The sequence below is a fragment of the Pseudonocardia yuanmonensis genome, from assembly GCF_039542425.1.
In the GTDB taxonomy this organism is placed as follows: Bacteria; Actinomycetota; Actinomycetes; order Mycobacteriales; family Pseudonocardiaceae; genus Pseudonocardia; species Pseudonocardia yuanmonensis.
Map to the genome: position 1 here is coordinate 200292 of NZ_BAABIC010000011.1, position 16544 is coordinate 216835.

Below are 16544 nucleotides of genomic sequence, written 5' to 3' on the forward strand. Positions count from 1 at the left end.
GCGGAGGGGCGGCGGACGTTGCCCGCGCCGGGCGTCCGACCGACGAGGTTACGCGTCACCACCGACAGCGACGACCGCCGACGCGGGCGGGGTTGCACACGCCCCGGGGCGGTGAAACGTCACCATCGGTCACAGGGTGCAGCCGACGAGCACGGGCTCCGGGTGCAGGTCGATCCCGAACCGCTCACGCACGCCCCCGCGGACCTCGCGGGCCAGCGCCAGCAGGTCGGCGGTGCTGCCGCCGCCGCGGTTGGTGAGGGCGAGGACGTGCCGCGTCGACAGCCCGACCCGCCCGCCGGGCCCCTGGTGGCCGCGGCCGAACCCCGCGTGCTGGATCAGCCAGGCGGCGGGCAGCTTGGCGCGGCCCTTCCCGGCCGGCCAGCGCGGCATCGCCGGGTCCGGGACCGCCGCGTCGTCGACGATCGGGTTGGTGAAGAAGGAGCCGGCGCTCCAGGTGTCGTGGTCGGCGGCGTCGAGCACCATGCCCTTGCCGCGGCGCAGCTCGAGGACCGCCTCGCGCGCCGCCGCGGCCGGCACCGTGGCCCCGGGGTCGACGCCGAGCGCGCGGGCGAGCTCCGCGTAGCCGATCGGCATGCTGGCCCCACCACCGGGCAGCGCGAACCGCACCCGCAGCACGATCGCGGCATCGGTGTTCTTCAGGACGCTGGTGCGGTAGCCCAGGCCCAGCTCGGCGGCCGGGACGTGGGTGCGGACGGCACCCGTGCGCCGGTCGTAGAGGTCCACGTCGACCAGCAGGGAGGAGACCTCCACGCCGTAGGCCCCGACGTTCTGCACCGGGGTCGCCCCGGTCAGGCCCGGGATGCCGGACAGGCACTCCAGCCCGCCGAGGCCCTCCGCGACCGTTGCGGCGACGACCGCGTCCCAGTCCTCCCCCGCCTCGACGGTGAGCAGCACCGTCCCGTCCGGGCGCCGCTCGAACGCGATCCCGCCGCCGGTCAGCCGCACGACGGTGCCCGCGAACCCCTCGTCGGCGACGACGACGTTGGACCCGCCGCCGAGCAGCAGCAACGGCTCGCCGGACTCGTCCGCCGCACGGACGGCGTCGACGGCCGTACCGGCGTCGGGCGCCTCGATCAGGCGCGCGGCGGGTCCGCCGAGCCGCAGCGTGGTCAGGGGGGCGAGCGGCGTGCCGGCCCGGACGGGGGTGGTCTGCACAGGGCGCCACGGTAGCGGGCGGGGTAGCCTCCGGCCGTGTCCCGCCCGACGGAGTTCCGCGCCACCAGCCCGTTTCCGGTCGACCGGGTGTACGCCACCATGGTCGACCGTCAGGTCCTCGCCGACCGGCTCGCCACGATGGGCGGTCCGGGCGCGGCGATCCTGGAGTACACCGGCGACGAGAACGGCGCCAAGTACCGGATCCGGCACGGCATCGACGAGAAGGACCTGCCCGGCGTGGTCAAGTCCTTCGTCGGCTCGCGCGGCATCACCATCGAGCGCGACGAGACCTGGACCCGCTCCGGGGAGGGCTACGACGGCACCGTCGGCGTCGAGCTGCCGGGGATGCCGGCCGGGGCGCGGGGCACCATGCGGCTCTCCCCGCGCGGCGAGGGCTCCGAGCTCGTGGTGAACGTCGACGTCACGGTGAAGGTGCCGATCATCGGCGGGAAGATCGAGGAGTCGGTCGCCCAGCAGATCCACCACCTGCTGGAGATGGAGACCGAGTACACGCTCTCCCGCGTCTGACCGGGCAACCCGGTTGCGCCGGCCGGCGGCGGGAGCGGATCCTCCCGGCGACCGCCCGCTGCCCGGAGGACGCCCCGTGACCGCCCCGACCGACGTCGACCTGTACGCCGGGGGCACGGCCACCCTGCTCGCGGCCTGGGAGGAGTACGCCCGCGGGACCTCCGGCGCCGCCGTGCACCGCCTCGGGGGCGTCGCCGCCGCGGTCTTCCCGCACGGGCCGGAGCGCGGGGTCTACAACAACGCGGTCCTCGACCGGGACCTCCTCCCGGCGGAGCGCGCCGCCGCGCTCGACGCGATGGAGGAGGTCTACGCGGTCGCCGGGATCGGCCGGTTCGCGGCCTGGGTGCACGAGGACGACCGGGCGATGCGCGCCGACCTCGAGCGCCGCGGGTACGGCCTCGACGAGACCACGCGGGCGATGGGCATGTCCCTCGACGACCTGCGGACCCCGCGCCCGTCGCTCGACCTCGCGGCGGCGGACTGGACCGAGTACCTGCGCGTGATCGAGGTGCCGACGGACCTGCTGGCCGGGGCCGACCACGCCGCGTTCCACGTCGTCGTCGTGCGGCACGACGGCGGGAACGCCGCCGCCGCGATGGCCTACGACCACGGCGAGGACTGCGGGATCTACAACGTCGGCACGCTCGGGCACGCCCGCCGGCGCGGCCTGGGCACCGCGCTGACCACGGCGCTCCTGCACGACGCGCGGGACCGCGGCCGCCACACCGCGAGCCTGCAGGCGACATCGATGGCCGAGCGCCTCTACGCCGCGATCGGCTTCCGGGACCTCGGGCGGATCCTCGAGTTCGTCCCGCCGTGACGATCGCCCGCGGCGCGGGTGCCAGGCGCGTGACACCGGACTGACAGGTCCGCCCCGCACCCTTCCGTCATGGCTGACTTCGACGGCCGCTCCGGCCGAATATTCCACGACAGCTGGCTCCCGGACGGCGAGGCGCGCTGCGCCGTCGTCGTGCTGCACGGCTACGGCGAGCACGTCGGGCTCTACGACCCGCTGGCCCGCCGGCTCGTCGCCGACGGGCACGCGGTCCACGCGCTCGACGCCGTGGGGCACGGGCGCAGCGAGGGCGAGCGGGCGGTGATCCCGTCCTGGGACGACTGGGTGGACGACGCGCGCACGCTGGTCGGGCTCGTGCGCGGCCGGCACCCGTCCGCACCCGTGGTCGTCCTCGGCCACTCGGGCGGGGCCGTGACCACGATGCTGCTCGGGCTGCGCGACCCGCGGGCCGCCGACGCCCTCGTGCTCTCCGGCGGACCGCTGCGCCCGCTGGGGTGGGTCGACGAGGAGCTCGCGACCGGGGCGGCCGAGACCGCCGAGGGCGAGCCGACGGAGTTCCTGAGCACCCACCCGGACTACGTGCACGCGCTGCTGCACGACCCGTTGACCTGGAAGGGCGGCTTCCGCCGGGAGACCCTGCTCGCCCTCGCGGCCACGTGGCCCGAGATCGCCTCGGCGCTCGCCGACGGCCGGCCCGCCGTGCCGGTGCTCATGGTGCACGGCGAGGCCGACCCCGTGGTCCCGGTGCAGGACGCCCACGAGGTCGCCGCGCGGCTGCCGGACGCGACGCTCCACTCCTTCCCCGGGGACCTGCACGACGTCCTCAACGAGCACGACCGCGAGGCCGTGCACGAGGTCGTCGCCCGGTTCGTCGGCAGGATCGCCGCGCGCGAGGGCGCGGAGCTGGTGTCGGGCCCCTCCGCATGAGGTGACGCGGGCGCGGACGACCACCGGCCCGACGTCCGTCTCCGCGGGCATCGTGACCACGGGCCGGCGACGGGCGTGGTGCACCCCACGGCGGGCCTGACGTCCGCGATGGCACGCTTGTCGTCGTGCAACCGGAAGCCGACCGCCGCTACGTCATCACCTTCAGCTGCCCCGACCGCACGGGCATCGTCGCGCGGATCGCCGGTTTCCTGGCCGAGACGGGCGCCTGGATCGTCGAGGCCGCCTACCACGCCGACGCGGAGGAGGGTTGGTTCTTCACCCGCCAGGCCGTCCGGGCGGACTCCGTGCCGTTCGACGTCGACGAGCTCCGCAGCCGGTTCGCCGTCATCGCCGAGGAGTTCGGACCCGAGGCCACGTGGCAGGTCACGGACAGCGGCGTGCCCAAGCACGCGGTCCTGCTCGTGACGCGCGAGCCGCACTGCCTGCACGACCTGCTCGGCCGCGTCGCCGCCCGCGAGCTACCGGTGACGATCGACGCCGTCGTCGGCAACCACGAGGACCTCGCGCCGCTGGTCAAGGCGTACGGCATCCCGTTCCACCACGTGCCCTTCCCCGCGCCGCGCGACCGGAGGCGCGAGCAGGGCAAGGTGGAGTCGTTCGAGAAGGTCCGCCAGATCGTCGACGCCCACGAGCCGGACGCGATCGTGCTCGCCCGGTTCATGCAGATCCTGCCCGCGCACCTGTGCGAGGAGTGGGCCGGCCGGGCGATCAACATCCACCACAGCTTCCTGCCGTCGTTCGCCGGCGCCCGGCCGTACCACCAGGCGCACGCCCGCGGCGTGAAGCTGATCGGCGCGACCTGCCACTACGCCACGGCCGACCTGGACGCCGGCCCGATCATCGAGCAGGACGTCATCCGGGTCGACCACGGCGACACCGTCGCCGACATGGTCCGGCGGGGCCGGGACGCCGAGCGCCTGGTCCTCGCGCGGGGCTTCCGCTGGCACCTCGAGGATCGGGTGCTGGTACACGGCAACAAGACCGTCGTCTTCCGGTAGGCAGCACGAACGGCACTTTCGCTCACATCTAGCGAGCGAAAGCGCCGTTCGTTCCTCTGCGGGTCAGGCGGGCTTGATGTTGATGTTCCGGTGGAACAGGTTGCCCGGGTCGTACTGGCCCTTGATCGCGGCGAGCCTCGCGTACTTGGCAGCGCCGTAACTCGCGAGAACCCGGTCCTCCTCGTACTCGTACATCCCGTTGACGTACGTGCCCGCACCCATCGACATCGGCCGCAACGCCTCCCAGAAGTCGCGAGCCCACGCTCGCTCGGCCGGCAACAACGCGGGGTCCGGAGCATTGCCGATGAGGAAGAGCGCGTAACGCGGAGACCGGCCACCACCGAAGGCCGTCGCGTCCTCGTCCTGCTCACAGTAGGCGGCGTCGAGCCGATAGGTCAGCAGAACCGACAGAGGCGACTGACGTCGTGGAAGGTGCTCGAGAATGACCTCGATCGCCTCGTCCGTGAATTCCTCCAGCAGACACGACTTCTCGTAGTAATGGTGTCCCCAGCAGTTCGACTCGTCGAACAGGGTCTGGAGCACGGTGTACGGCATCGGCATCGTCGCGTCGATGAGCGGCTGAGATCCGCTGCGGATCCGGTCGGCCACCGCAGTGAACTCCTCCTCCGACCCGAAGCCCACGAGAAGGACGCCGACACAGCGCCGGAGGTGATGCTCCTCGGGGATGAAGGGTGCTGGAGGTGCGTCCACACCAGCGATCATCGCGTTGACATCGGGTGGCAGGTCTGCAACGACCTCGCGAAGAACTCGAAGCGCTTCCGCACCCCGGTCGTAGGGCCACAGAAGCAGTCCGAAGCGGATCATCGGCCCGGCCTCGTGCAGCCGGAACTCGAACTCGGTGACCACGCCGAAGTTGCCACCGCCGCCCCTGATGGCCCAGAACAGATCGGGGTGTTCGGTCTCGGAAACCCTGAGGGTCCGGCCGTCGGCCACGACGATCTCCGCGGAGAGGAGGTTGTCGATCGTGAGCCCGGCCTTGCGGGACAACCAGCCCATACCTCCGCCGAGTGTCAGGCCACCCAGGCCGGTGTGCCCCACCATTCCTGCCGTGACCGCCAGACCGTGTTCCTGTGCCGCGGCGTCCAGGTCCGAGTTCAAGGCCCCACCCTGAACTCGAGCGATTCGCTTCGCCGGGTCCACCTTGACGTCACGCATCGCGCTCAGGTCGATGACGAGTCCGTCGTCGACCGTCGACGCCCCGCTCATGCTGTGCGCCCCGCTGCGTACCGCGATCTCGAGTCCGTTGGTTCGGGCGAACGACACGGCCGCTGCCACGTCACCGGACGAGGCGCACTGCGCTATCAGGGCCGGACGCCGATCGATGTCGGCGTTGAACACCTTGCGCGCCACCTCGTAGCCCCCGTCCGACGGTTCGATCAACTGCCCCGTCAACGCCGCGCGCAGTTCTGTCGCGTCGTACCGTGCCGTGCTCGTCATCGCCCCTCCTCGGTGTCGCAGGACCGAGGCTGTGACTTCGGTCACTGATACGCCATACGTATTCCTGCGGACCCGAGAACGCCGAACGGCGCCCCTCCCGGGGGAGGAACGCCGTCCGGGGACTGCGCGGTCAGGCGGCGGCGCGCTGCTCCACCGGCTCGAGCGCGATCTCGAGGACCTCGCTCACGTCGGCGACCGGGTGCACCCGGAGCTCACCGCGGACCGACTCCGGCAGGTCGTCGAGGTCGGGCTCGTTGCGCTTCGGGATGATCACGTCGGTCAGCCCCGCCCGGTGCGCGGCCAGCAGCTTCTGCTTGACCCCGCCGATCGGGAGCACCTTGCCCTGCAGCGTGACCTCACCGGTCATGCCGACCGAGGACCTCACCGGGCGTCCCGACGCCAGCGACGCGAGCGCCGTCGTCATCGTGACGCCGGCCGACGGGCCGTCCTTCGGCACCGCACCGGCGGGGACGTGCACGTGGAGCTTCTTCGACGCCAGGTCACCCGCCAGCCCGCGCGAGCGCAGGTAGGACAGGGCGATGGACACCGACTCCTTCATCACGTCGCCCAGCTGACCGGTCAGGGTCAGGCCGGGGTCGCCCTCCATCGAGGTCGCCTCGATGAACAGGACGTCGCCGCCCGTGCCGGTCACCGCCAGGCCGGTCGCCACGCCCGGGACGGAGGTGCGCTCCGCCGACTCCGGGGTGAACTTCGGCCGGCCGAGGTACTTGACGAGGGTGTCGGCATCGACGTGGATCGGCGCCTCCTCCCCGCTGTCGAGCCCCACGGCGACCTTGCGCAGGACCTTGGCCAGGCCCCGCTCCAGCTGCCGCACGCCCGCCTCGCGGGTGTACTCGGCGGCGATCATGCCCAGCGCGACCTCGGAGAACTCGACGTCCGTCGGCTCCAGGCCGGCCTTCTCGACCTGCCGCGGCAGCAGGTGGTCGCGGGCGATCGCGATCTTCTCCTGCTCGGTGTAGCCGTCGAGCGTCACGACCTCCATCCGGTCCGCCAGCGGACCCGGGATGGCCTCGCCGACGTTCGCGGTCGCGAGGAACAGCACGTTGGACAGGTCCAGGTCCACCTCGAGGTAGTGGTCGCGGAACGTGTGGTTCTGCGCCGGGTCGAGGACCTCGAGCAGGGCCGCGGACGGGTCGCCGCGGTAGTCGCTGCCGACCTTGTCGATCTCGTCGAGCAGCACGACGGGGTTCATCGTGCCGGCCTCGCGGATCGCGCGGACGATGCGGCCGGGCAGCGCGCCGACGTAGGTGCGCCGGTGGCCGCGGATCTCCGCCTCGTCGCGCACGCCGCCGAGGGCGACGCGGACGAACCTGCGGCCGAGCGCGCGGGCCACGGACTCACCCAGCGACGTCTTGCCGACGCCGGGCGGGCCGACGAGCGCCAGCACGGCACCCGAGCCCCGGCCACCGATGGTGTCCAGGCCCTTGCGGTTGCGCCGCGAGCGGACGGCCAGGAACTCGACCAGCCGCTCCTTGACGTCGTCGAGGCCGGCGTGGTCGGCGTCGAGGATCCGCCGGGCCTCGACCAGGTCGTCCGTGTCGACCGTGGTCTCGTTCCACGGCATGTCGAGGATCGTGTCGAGCCAGGTGCGGATCCAGCCGGACTCCGGGCTCTGGTCCGACGCCCGCTCCAGCTTGCCGACCTCGGTCAGCGCGGCCTTGCGGACGTGCTCGGGCAGGTCGGCGGCCTCCACGCGGGCGCGGTAGTCGTCCTCGCCCTCGGGGTCGCCCTCACCGAGCTCCTTGCGGATCGCGGCGAGCTGCTGGCGCAGCAGGAACTCGCGCTGCTGCTTCTCCATGCCCTCCCGGACGTCCTGCGAGATCTTCTCGGTGACCTCCTGCTCGGCGACGTGCTCCTTCGTCCACTCGAGGAGCTTCTCCAGCCGGCGGGTCACGTCGGTCTCGGCGAGCAGCTCCAACTTGTGGGAGTTGTCGAGCCAGCTCGCCCAGCCGGCCAGGTCGGCCAGCTGCCCCGGGTCCGTCGTCTGCTGGACGGAGTCGATGACCTGCCACGCGTTGCGCTGCTGCAGGATCCCGACGACCAGGGCCTTGTACTCCTTGGCCAGCTCGTGGGTGCGCCCGGTGACCGGGCCCTCCTCGACCGTCTCGGCCTCGACCCACAGGGCCGAACCGGGGCCGGTCACGCCCGAGCCGATGCGGGCCCGCGACTCGCCGCGGACCACGGCGGCACGCTCCCCGTTCGGAAGCCTGCCTATCTGTTCCAGGACCGCGACCACACCGATCGCGGCGTACTTCCCGTCGAGGCGGGGGACGACCAGAACCTTCTTGCCGTCGGCTGCGTCGACGGCCGCCTGAACCTCCGGAGCGTCGAGCCGGACGGGCACCACCATGCCGGGCAGCACCACCGAGTCGGTCAGCGGAAGCACCGGCAGCTTCAGCGTCTGTGTCATGCCCGGGTCAACGCTTACACCGCAAGCCTCATTCCAGCGTTCAAGTATGTCCGCTGTGGGTGAACGCAGGAACCTTGAGCGAAGTCGGCTCAGATCGGACGGGCCAGGTCGTCCACGACCTCGGCGCCGGGGAGGGCGGCGAGCACGACCCCCGGGACGGCCAGCTTGGAACCGCGGATCCCGCTGCCCACGACGACGGCCTCCGCGGCCGCAACCTCGGGCGCGATCAGCAGCGGCCAGCCCTCGGGCAGGCCGAGCGGGGTGATGCCGCCGTACTCCATGCCGGTGAGCTCCACGGCCTCGGCCATCGGCGCGAAGGAGGCCTTGCGGACGTCCAGGCGCCGCTTGACCACGCCGTTGACGTCCGCCCGGGTGGTCGCCAAGACCAGGCAGGCGGCGTAACGGACCTCGCCGGAGCGCTTGCCGGAGACGACCACGCAGTTGGCGGAGAACTCGGGCGGGGAGCCGTAGGCCTCGCAGAAGGCGGCGGTGTCGGCCAGCCCGGGGTCGATCTCGGCGACCAGCACGCCGCTCGCGTCGGGCAGCCCGGACAGGGCCTTGACGACGGGTTCGGCGAGCAGTTCGGGGTGGTCGGCGGCGGGGAGCGGGGTCAGGCTGCCGAGCACGCTCACCAGCTGTTGCCACCCCGCGAGGCGGCGACGACGGCCGGCCTGACGTCGACGAGGTAGACCAGCATCGCGACCGTGCCGGCCAACCAGAAGAGCGTGAGCTCGCTGCGCAGCCCCTGGAAGGAGGCGACCACGCCGAGCAGGCTGGGCGACGAGATCACCCCGAAGATGGGGATGATCAACAGGAACAGCGCGGCCGCACCGGTGATGCCCAGCCAGGCGTTCTTGGTCAGCTTGCTGGCCGCCTGGAAGGCGTCGGCACGCTGGCGGACGGCGTGCACGAAGGCGTAACCCGAGCACGCCGCGACCACGATGCCGATCACGCACAGCACCAGGCGGTCGAGCATGGTGAACACGTTCACCGGTCCAGACTACGTGCGGCGGCGGGATCAGGACATACCCGCACACCGTGAGCGGTGTCCCTGCAGAGGCCGACGGCCCCGGAGCGGGTGCTCCGGGGCCGTCGGGACGCGGTGGGCGTCAGACGCGGTCGGCGTCAGCTGTCGGACGGGGTGCCCGTGCGCCGGGTGGCCGGCTTGCGGGTGGCCGCCTTCGGCGCCGTCTTCGCCGGGGTCGCCGGGGTCGCCGCCTTCGCGGCCGGCGTCTCGCTCCGCGGCGTGGTCTCCGTCTGCGGGGCCGGCTCGGTCACCGGGGCGGTGCGGCTCGCCGCACGGCGGCTGGTGCTGCGCGTGGTGGCGGCGGCCTCGTCACCGGCCTCGTCGACGGCCTTCGCCGCGTCCTTGCCCGCCTCGGCGACGGCCTTCGACGCGTCCTCGGAGACCTCGGTGATGGTCTCGGCGACCTCGTCGGCGGCCTTCTGCGTGCGGACGGCGACCTTCTCGCCGACCGAGCGGGTCTGGCGGGTCAGCGTGGCGAGGGCCTTCTCCGCGGCGTCGTGCGCGTCGTCGACGAGGGCGTCGACCCGGGCGTCGAACTTGCCGGTGAGCTCCTCGACCTGGCCGAAGGCCTGCTTGACCTGCGGCTGCCTGCGGATCTCGGTCCAGGTGCCCTCACCGTGGCGGGCGAGGTCGGCGTAGGCCTTCTCCGCCCGCGCGCGCCACGCCTCGACGACCCTGCGCAGCTCCTCGGTGGTCAGCTTGCCGCGCAGGCCCTGGATCTCGCCGGGCAGCTCGGAGGCGAGCTTCTGCGCCGCCTCGGCCTGGGCGGTGGCGGCGGTGCGCGCGTTCGCGTAGGCGCCGCGGATGCTCGAGTAGGCGTACTCGCCGGCCCCCAGGACGGCCAGCAGCGGGGTCTTGACGGTCTCCGCCTGCTCGGCGGCGGACTTGGCAGCCTGCTCGCGGACCTTGCGGACGTCCGCGGCGGTCGGCAGCGACACGGCCATGGTGATCACTTCCTCTGTTCGGTCGGCACGCCGGGATCGACCTGTAGGTCGTTCTCCCGCCGGAAGGACTGGTAGATGTCGAGCAGAACCTGCTTCTGACGCTCCGTGAGGGAGGTGTCCGAGAGGACCGCGTCGGTGACGACGCTGGCGGGCCGCTCCTCGAGGATCCCCGCCTTGACGTAGAGCGCCTCGGCGGAGATCCGCAGCCCCTTCGCGATCTGCTGCAGGATCTCGGCCGACGGCTTGCGGAGCCCGCGCTCGATCTGGCTGAGGTACGGGTTGCTGACGCCGGCCGTCCGGGCGAGCTGCCGCAGGGAGACCTGGGCGGCCTCCCGCTGGGCGCGGATGTAGGAGCCGATGTCGTCCACGGTCTTCTCGACGACGTGACCCACCTGGCCCACGGCCTGGTCGATCAACGGCTTGTCCTCCGACATGCGCTCACCTCCCCGGACACGATCGACCCTACGCGGCCGTGCTAGCTGCTGCAAGCGTAGTGCTTGCGCAGGTGGCGTGGCCCTCGTCACGATTCAGATCCTCGGACGCGTCGGGGTCGCGGGCACCCGGCCTACTGTGTCGACGTGCAGGGCACCCCTCCGCCGGACGGCGTCGCGGCCGCTCCCCCGACGGTCGCGCCGCTACGCGGGCAGGGCCGGGCCACCGGCGCCGTCGCCGTCGGGGGTGCGCTCGGGGCGCTGGCGCGCTGGGGCGTCGGGCTCGCGCTGCCGTTTACGTCCGGCGCCTTCCCCTGGGGCACCTTCCTGATCAACGTCGTCGGGTGCGTCGCGATCGGCGTGTTGCTCGTGGTGCTCACCGAGCTCCGCACCGCGCACGCGCTCGTACGGCCCTTCCTCGCGACCGGGGTGCTCGGCGGCTTCACCACCTTCTCGACCTTCTCGGTCGACGCCCAGCATCTGCTGCTGGGCGGGCACGTCGGCCTCGCCACCGCCTACCTGGTCGGGACGCTCGTCGCGGCCGTGGCGGCGACCTGGGCCGGTGCGGCCGGGACGCGGAGGCTCGTCCGGTGACCCCGCTGCTCGTCGTGCTCGGCGCGGCCGTCGGGGCGCCCGCCCGCTACCTCGCCGACCGCCTGGTCCAGTCCCGGCACGCGACCGGCTTCCCGTGGGGCACGTTCACGGTCAACGTCGTGGGCTCGTTCGTGCTGGGGCTGGTGGCCGGGGCCGCCACGTCGCCGGCCGTGACCGCGCTGGTCGGCACGGGGTTCTGCGGCGCGCTGACCACCTACTCGACCTTCGGCTGGGAGACCGTCGGCCTCGCCCGGGAGGGCCGCCGCCTGCTCGCCGTGCTCAACGCCGTCGGCTCGGTCCTGGCCGGGCTCGGCGCCGCGGGCCTGGGCCTGGCGGTCGGCGCCACCCTGTGAGCGGCGCCGGCCACCGCCCCACGGGGTCTAGAAGACGAGCTGGGAGACCGTGTAGATCACCAGCCCGGCCAGCGCGCCGACGACCGTGCCGTTGATCCGGATGAACTGGAGGTCGCGGCCGACCTGCAGCTCGATCTTGCGCGAGGTCTCCTCGGCGTCCCACCGGGCCACCGTGTCCGTGATCAGCGTGGTGATCTCGCGCCGGTAGTGCCGCACGACGTAGCCCGCGGCGTCGGCCAGCCAGCCGTCGATGCGGGCCCGCAGCTCGGCGTCGCCGGCCAGCCGGGCGCCGAGCGAGACCAGCCCGTCCCGCACCCGCGCCCGCAGCTCGCTCGACGGGTCCTCGGCGGCGTCGAGGATCATGCTCTTGACCACGCCCCAGGCCTGCCCGATGAACTTCTGCACGTCCGGGTGGTCGACGATCTGCTGCTTGATCTGCTCGGCCCGCGCGATCGTCTTCGGGTCGCTCTGCAGGTCCCGTGCGAACTCGGCGAGGAAGCGGTCGATCGCGTGCCGCAGCGGGTGCTCCGGGTCGGTCTTGACCGCCCAGGCGTAGCCCTGCACCTCGTTGAACAGCTTGTCGGCCACCATGTCGTCGACGAACCGCGGCGTCCACATCGGGGCGCGGTCGTGCACGACCCGCAGCACCATCTCCTGGTTGGCCGTGACCCAGTCGTAGGCGCGGTCGCACACGAGGTCGACGAGATGGCGGTGGGCGCCGTCGTCGAGGATCCCCTCGAGGATCTTGCCGAGCGGCGGCCCGACCTCCTTCTCCAGCACCTTGCGGACCAGCACCTGCTCGATCAGGTCCTGGACGACGTCGTCGCGCAGCACGGTGACCACGCCGCGGGCCGCGGCGGCCAGCTCGGCGGTGATGCGCTCGGCGTTCTGCCGCTGCCCGATCCAGCTGCCGACCCGGTTCGTCACGTCGACCCGGCCGAGCTTGTCCCGCACCACGAGCTCGGAGAGGAAGTTCTCGCCGACGAAGTCGCCGAGGCTGTCGCCGATCGTGTCCTTCTTGCGCGGGATGATCGCCGTGTGCGGGATCGGCAGCCCGAGGGGCCGCTTGAACAGCGCCGTGACCGCGAACCAGTCCGCCAGCGCGCCGACCATGCCGGCCTCGGCGGCGGCGCGGACGTAGCCGGCCCACGCCTGCCCCTGCAGCTCCAGGTACCGCATCACGAAGAAGACGACCGTCGCGCCGAGCAGGAACCCCGTCGCGACGAGCTTCATCCGGCGCAGGTCGCGGCGCTTCTGGGCCTCGGCCTCGGGGCCGAGGCCCAGCCCGGCCGGAATGCTGCTGCCGCCGGCGGGCCGCGACGGCGCGGCGGCGAGGGCACGGTCGGAACTCACGGGTTCATAGTGCCCGTCGCCGGATCCGCGCGTGGGACGGAACCTGAGAAATGGCGACGGCCGGGTCCGACGGTCATCCGCCGGGCCCGGCCGGGTCCTGGGGAGCGGGGGTCAGCCCGCGCGGCCGGCCTTCACGGCCGGCTCCGGCTGCCGCACCTGGGCCGACCGCTGCCGGACGGCGGCCTGGACGGCCTCGACGATCACGGCGGCGTCGGGCACCTGATAGCCGGTGAAGGAGGGGCGCACCCGCCACTGGACCCAGCCGTCGGGCCGTTCGGTCGGCGGGGCGAGCACCCCGATGCCGTCCGTGTGGAGCACGACGTCCGTGTGCAGGGACAGCTCCGCGGGCAGCTCGTGGTTCGGGGTCATCGGGAACCACCACGTGTCGTGCGGGGTCGCGGCGACCGGGACCACCATCCCGCGGTCACGCAGCGTGGCGCACACCTGTCGACCGATCGCCGCCGGCACCTCGATCACGTCGAGCACCGTCCCGGTGTCGAGCAGGACGTCCGTACCGGGGCCCGGCACCAACGGCCACCCGTGCTCGACGTACTCGACGGCGGCCGCCCGCAGCTCCGCGCCGTAGACGGCCCGGTAGCTGTCCCACCACGACATCCGGCTCATCTCCTCATCCGTACCGATCACCCGTGACCCGGCGCGCCCTCCGGGGCGTCGCTCACATCACATGCAACACCATCGACGGGCGCCGGGTTCGTGTTAGCCGGTCGCACGCGGTGACCGCACGTGACATAGAGGTGAGTGGCCGGCACCACCGGCGACCGGTCGGTCACCCACCGGTGGTCGGGGGCCGACCGGTCGCCGCCCCGGGACCGGCGGCTACTCCGTTCGAGGTTGCGACCGATCGGCCCACGGGACCACCGGCGAACGGCCGTACCGCGATGATGGGGCCATGCTGCTCGTCACCGGCGCCACCGGGTTCCTGGGAAGCGCGCTCGTCGCCCTGCTCGCCCGCCGCGGCCGCCCGGTCCGCGCCCTCGTGCGCGACCCCGCCCGGGCCGCCGCCCTCCTGCCCCAGGGCGTCCCGACGGCCGTCGGACGGCTCGACGACCCGGACTCGCTCGACGCCGCACTGAAGGACGTCGACGCGGTCCTGCACCTCGCCGGGGTGGTGGGCGGGAGCCCCGAGGAGATCCGGGCCGTGAACGTCGACGGCACCCGGGCCGTCCTGGAGGCGATGCGCCGGGCCGAGGTCCGCAGGCTCGTCCACGTGAGCAGCAGCGCGGCGGTGATGGACGCGTCCGGGCTGGTCGGCGAACGGCCGTCCGGGCCTCCGGTCCTCACCGACCCCTACTCGCGGACCAAGGCGGAGGCCGACGCGCTGGTGCTCGGCGCGGAGGGGGTCGACGTCTCGGTCGCGGTGCCGGTCAGCATCTACGGGCCCAGCCCGGCCGGGCCACAGAGCTACAACGGGCTGCTGCGCTTCCTGACGCGCGGGGAGATCACCGAGGTCGTCGACGCCCCGATCGGCTGGGTGCTGGCGGAGGACTGTGCGGAGGGCGTGCTGCTCGCCCTGGACCGCGGCGAGCCGGGGCGGCGGTACGTGCTGTGCGGGGAGGTCGCGCCGTTCGGCCGGGTGCTGAACCGGGCCGCCGAGCTGCTCGGCACGCCCCACCGGGTCCGGGCGCTCCCGCCGGGCTCCACGCTCGGGCCCGACGCGTCGACCTTCGCCCGGCGCTCGGAGGTCTACGGCAGGTTCCCGGCGGTCCACGTCGACGACGCGGGCGCCCGCGCCCTCGGCTTCGCCCCGCGGGGGGTCGACGAGGGACTGGCGCTCACCTGCGAGTGGCTGGAGACCCTCTAGAAACGCCGCTGCCGGCGACCCCGAGGGGATCGCCGGCAGCGGAAGACTCAGATACCGCTCAGAGCGGGGTCACCGAGTCGGCCTGCGGGCCCTTGGCGCCCTGGCTGGCCTCGAAGGAGACGCGCTGGTTCTCCTCGAGGGTCCGGAAGCCGTTGCTCTGGATGGCCGAGTAGTGGACGAAGACGTCCGGCCCGTTGTCGTCGGTGGCGATGAAGCCGAAGCCCTTCTCGGCGTTGAACCACTTGACGGTGCCCTGCGGCATAGCTTTTTTCTCCCACACACTGAACGGATCCGGTCGACATGCCGACGGCCGGAGGTTGCGCGGAGCCCGACGGGTGGGAACGGAGGGATCCCGACCACACGTGCGGAACTCGCTGTCACACGTTCCACGCACGCTGTCTCAACGATCGAGGAAGACACGACTGCAACCGGGGCGAACGGTACCACGGCCGGGCGTGACCCCGGACGCAGATCTCCGGCGGGTCCGCGGGACCTCGCCGTAATCCGGCCTTGTCCGGTTCGTTGCGATACCGTGACCCACGGCCGAGGTTCGCGACGGGCCGGCAGGGAAGGCACGACAGCACGTCCCGCGCGGCGGAACGCCGTCGCCGCGACCGGGCCGGAGCCGGTCCTCCCCCGACCGACCCCTCGACGTGTGAGAGCGCCCCATGCCCAGCCTCGCCCCCGACCGCCCGCAGAGTCCCGCCGCCGAGCCGGCCACCGACGGACGTCGCTCGAGCCTCGAACACGTGCTCGTCATCGTGTTCATGATCGTCCCGTTGCTGGCCGTCGCGGCCGCCGTCCCCGTCGCCTGGGGGTGGGGGCTCGGCTGGGTCGACGTGGCCCTCTTCGTCGTCTTCTACCTGGCCAGCGGGCTGGGGGTGACCGTCGGGTACCACCGGCACTTCACCCACGGCTCCTTCAAGGCGCGCCGCGGGCTGCGGATCGCGCTCGCCGTCGCCGGCTCGCTCGCCCTGCAGGGCAGCGTCGTGTCGTGGGTCGCCGACCACCGCCGGCACCACGCCTACTCCGACAAGGAGGGCGACCCGCACTCGCCGTGGCTCTTCGGCACCGGCGCGAAGGCGCTGGTCAAAGGGTTCTGGCACTCGCACATGGGCTGGCTGCTCGACCGGGACAAGACCAACGCCCGCCGGTTCGCCCCCGACCTGCTCGCCGATCCGGCCCTGCGGCGGATCGGCGACAACTTCCTCTGGTTCGCCCTCACCAGCCTGCTGCTGCCGGGCCTGCTCGGCGGGCTGCTGACGTGGTCGATCGGCGGCGCGCTCACCGCTCTGTTCTGGGCCGGGCTCGTGCGGGTGGCGCTGCTGCACCACGTCACCTGGTCGATCAACTCCGTGTGCCACATCTGGGGCGACCGGCCCTTCGCCGCCCGGGACCGCTCGGCCAACGTCTGGTGGCTGGCCCTGCTGTCCTTCGGCGAGTCGTGGCACAACCTGCACCACGCCGACCCCACCTGCGCCCGGCACGGCGCCAAGCCCGGGCAGGTCGACATCTCGGCCCGGCTGATCCGGATCTTCGAGGTGTTCGGGTGGGCGCACTCGGTGCGCTGGCCGACCACACGGCGTCTCGACCGGCTCTCGCGGGGCGCCACCGCCGAGCACGCGGCGTGACGAGGTCGTGGTCCCTGCTCCACGTTCGGTGACGCCACGCCCGACCGGGTGAGG

Annotated in this window: 18 protein-coding genes; 8 read left to right on the plus strand and 10 right to left on the minus strand. The window is 72.9% G+C overall.

Annotated features, from left to right (window positions below; translation table 11 throughout):
• Positions 1-129: 129 nt before the first annotated feature.
• Complete coding sequence (locus ABD990_RS18070; RefSeq protein ID WP_345381730.1) at positions 130-1176, minus strand: UDP-N-acetylmuramate dehydrogenase; 1047 nt, start codon at positions 1174-1176, stop codon at positions 130-132.
• Between the two features lie 36 nt (positions 1177-1212).
• Here ABD990_RS18070 and ABD990_RS18075 point away from each other — a divergent pair, with 36 nt between their 5' ends.
• The 4 genes from ABD990_RS18075 (at position 1213) to purU (ending at position 4446) form a co-directional block, all read left to right on the plus strand.
• Complete coding sequence (locus ABD990_RS18075) at positions 1213-1704, plus strand: DUF2505 domain-containing protein (RefSeq protein ID WP_345381731.1); 492 nt, start codon at positions 1213-1215, stop codon at positions 1702-1704.
• A gap of 76 nt (positions 1705-1780) precedes the next feature.
• Positions 1781-2524 carry a GNAT family N-acetyltransferase gene (locus ABD990_RS18080; RefSeq protein WP_345381732.1) on the plus strand — a complete coding sequence of 248 codons (744 nt, stop codon included), beginning with the start codon at positions 1781-1783 and terminating at the stop codon, positions 2522-2524.
• 69 nt (positions 2525-2593) lie between these two features.
• The gene (locus ABD990_RS18085; RefSeq protein WP_345381733.1) at positions 2594-3427 is read left to right on the plus strand and encodes an alpha/beta fold hydrolase; all 834 of its coding nucleotides are present in this window, start codon (positions 2594-2596) and stop codon (positions 3425-3427) included.
• Between the two features lie 125 nt (positions 3428-3552).
• Entirely contained in the window at positions 3553-4446 is an 894-nt protein-coding gene (purU, locus tag ABD990_RS18090; RefSeq protein ID WP_345381734.1) for a formyltetrahydrofolate deformylase, read from the plus strand.
• 63 nt (positions 4447-4509) lie between these two features.
• Here the strand turns inward: purU and ABD990_RS18095 are convergent, their stop codons facing one another.
• The 6 genes from ABD990_RS18095 to ABD990_RS18120 all read right to left on the minus strand — a co-directional run bounded on the left by ABD990_RS18095 (position 4510) and on the right by ABD990_RS18120 (position 10740).
• The gene (locus ABD990_RS18095; protein ID WP_345381735.1) at positions 4510-5904 is read right to left on the minus strand and encodes an FAD-binding oxidoreductase; all 1395 of its coding nucleotides are present in this window, start codon (positions 5902-5904) and stop codon (positions 4510-4512) included.
• 130 nt (positions 5905-6034) lie between these two features.
• Positions 6035-8335 carry an endopeptidase La gene (lon, locus tag ABD990_RS18100; RefSeq protein WP_345381736.1) on the minus strand — a complete coding sequence of 767 codons (2301 nt, stop codon included), beginning with the start codon at positions 8333-8335 and terminating at the stop codon, positions 6035-6037.
• A gap of 89 nt (positions 8336-8424) precedes the next feature.
• Complete coding sequence (locus ABD990_RS18105; RefSeq protein WP_425569619.1) at positions 8425-8967, minus strand: YbaK/EbsC family protein; 543 nt, start codon at positions 8965-8967, stop codon at positions 8425-8427.
• Positions 8964-9311 (minus strand): DUF2516 family protein, encoded by a 348-nt coding sequence (locus ABD990_RS18110; protein WP_425569621.1) that lies wholly within the window; start codon positions 9309-9311, stop codon positions 8964-8966. Before ABD990_RS18110 ends, ABD990_RS18105 begins: the two co-directional genes overlap by 4 nt.
• A 149-nt stretch (positions 9312-9460) precedes the next feature.
• Positions 9461-10306 carry a hypothetical protein gene (locus ABD990_RS18115; RefSeq protein WP_345381738.1) on the minus strand — a complete coding sequence of 282 codons (846 nt, stop codon included), beginning with the start codon at positions 10304-10306 and terminating at the stop codon, positions 9461-9463.
• Positions 10307-10311: 5 nt separating this feature from the next.
• The gene (locus ABD990_RS18120; RefSeq protein WP_345381739.1) at positions 10312-10740 is read right to left on the minus strand and encodes a helix-turn-helix domain-containing protein; all 429 of its coding nucleotides are present in this window, start codon (positions 10738-10740) and stop codon (positions 10312-10314) included.
• Positions 10741-10884: 144 nt separating this feature from the next.
• On the opposite strand from ABD990_RS18120, the gene crcB (ABD990_RS18125) reads away from it, so the two are divergent.
• Together crcB (ABD990_RS18125) and crcB (ABD990_RS18130) are read left to right on the plus strand one after the other, a co-directional pair.
• Entirely contained in the window at positions 10885-11331 is a 447-nt protein-coding gene (gene crcB, locus ABD990_RS18125) for a fluoride efflux transporter CrcB (protein ID WP_345381740.1), read from the plus strand.
• Positions 11328-11684, plus strand: coding sequence for a fluoride efflux transporter CrcB (gene crcB / locus ABD990_RS18130; RefSeq protein ID WP_345381741.1), 357 nt, complete (start codon positions 11328-11330; stop codon positions 11682-11684). Before crcB (ABD990_RS18125) ends, crcB (ABD990_RS18130) begins: the two co-directional genes overlap by 4 nt.
• 27 nt (positions 11685-11711) lie before the next feature.
• Here the strand turns inward: crcB (ABD990_RS18130) and ABD990_RS18135 are convergent, their stop codons facing one another.
• Together ABD990_RS18135 and ABD990_RS18140 are read right to left on the minus strand one after the other, a co-directional pair.
• On the minus strand, positions 11712-12917 hold the full coding sequence (locus ABD990_RS18135; RefSeq protein ID WP_345381770.1) for a DUF445 domain-containing protein: 1206 nt from the start codon (positions 12915-12917) through the stop codon (positions 11712-11714).
• 231 nt (positions 12918-13148) lie between these two features.
• Positions 13149-13661, minus strand: a complete 513-nt coding sequence (locus ABD990_RS18140; protein ID WP_345381742.1) for a hypothetical protein — start codon at positions 13659-13661, stop codon at positions 13149-13151.
• Between the two features lie 286 nt (positions 13662-13947).
• On the opposite strand from ABD990_RS18140, the gene ABD990_RS18145 reads away from it, so the two are divergent.
• Positions 13948-14859 carry an NAD-dependent epimerase/dehydratase family protein gene (locus ABD990_RS18145; protein WP_345381743.1) on the plus strand — a complete coding sequence of 304 codons (912 nt, stop codon included), beginning with the start codon at positions 13948-13950 and terminating at the stop codon, positions 14857-14859.
• Between the two features lie 58 nt (positions 14860-14917).
• On the opposite strand, the gene ABD990_RS18150 is transcribed toward ABD990_RS18145, so the two are convergent.
• Positions 14918-15121, minus strand: a complete 204-nt coding sequence (locus ABD990_RS18150; RefSeq protein WP_037051431.1) for a cold-shock protein — start codon at positions 15119-15121, stop codon at positions 14918-14920.
• Between the two features lie 406 nt (positions 15122-15527).
• On the opposite strand from ABD990_RS18150, the gene ABD990_RS18155 reads away from it, so the two are divergent.
• Positions 15528-16490, plus strand: coding sequence for an acyl-CoA desaturase (locus ABD990_RS18155; protein WP_345381744.1), 963 nt, complete (start codon positions 15528-15530; stop codon positions 16488-16490).
• Positions 16491-16544: the final 54 nt, after the last annotated feature.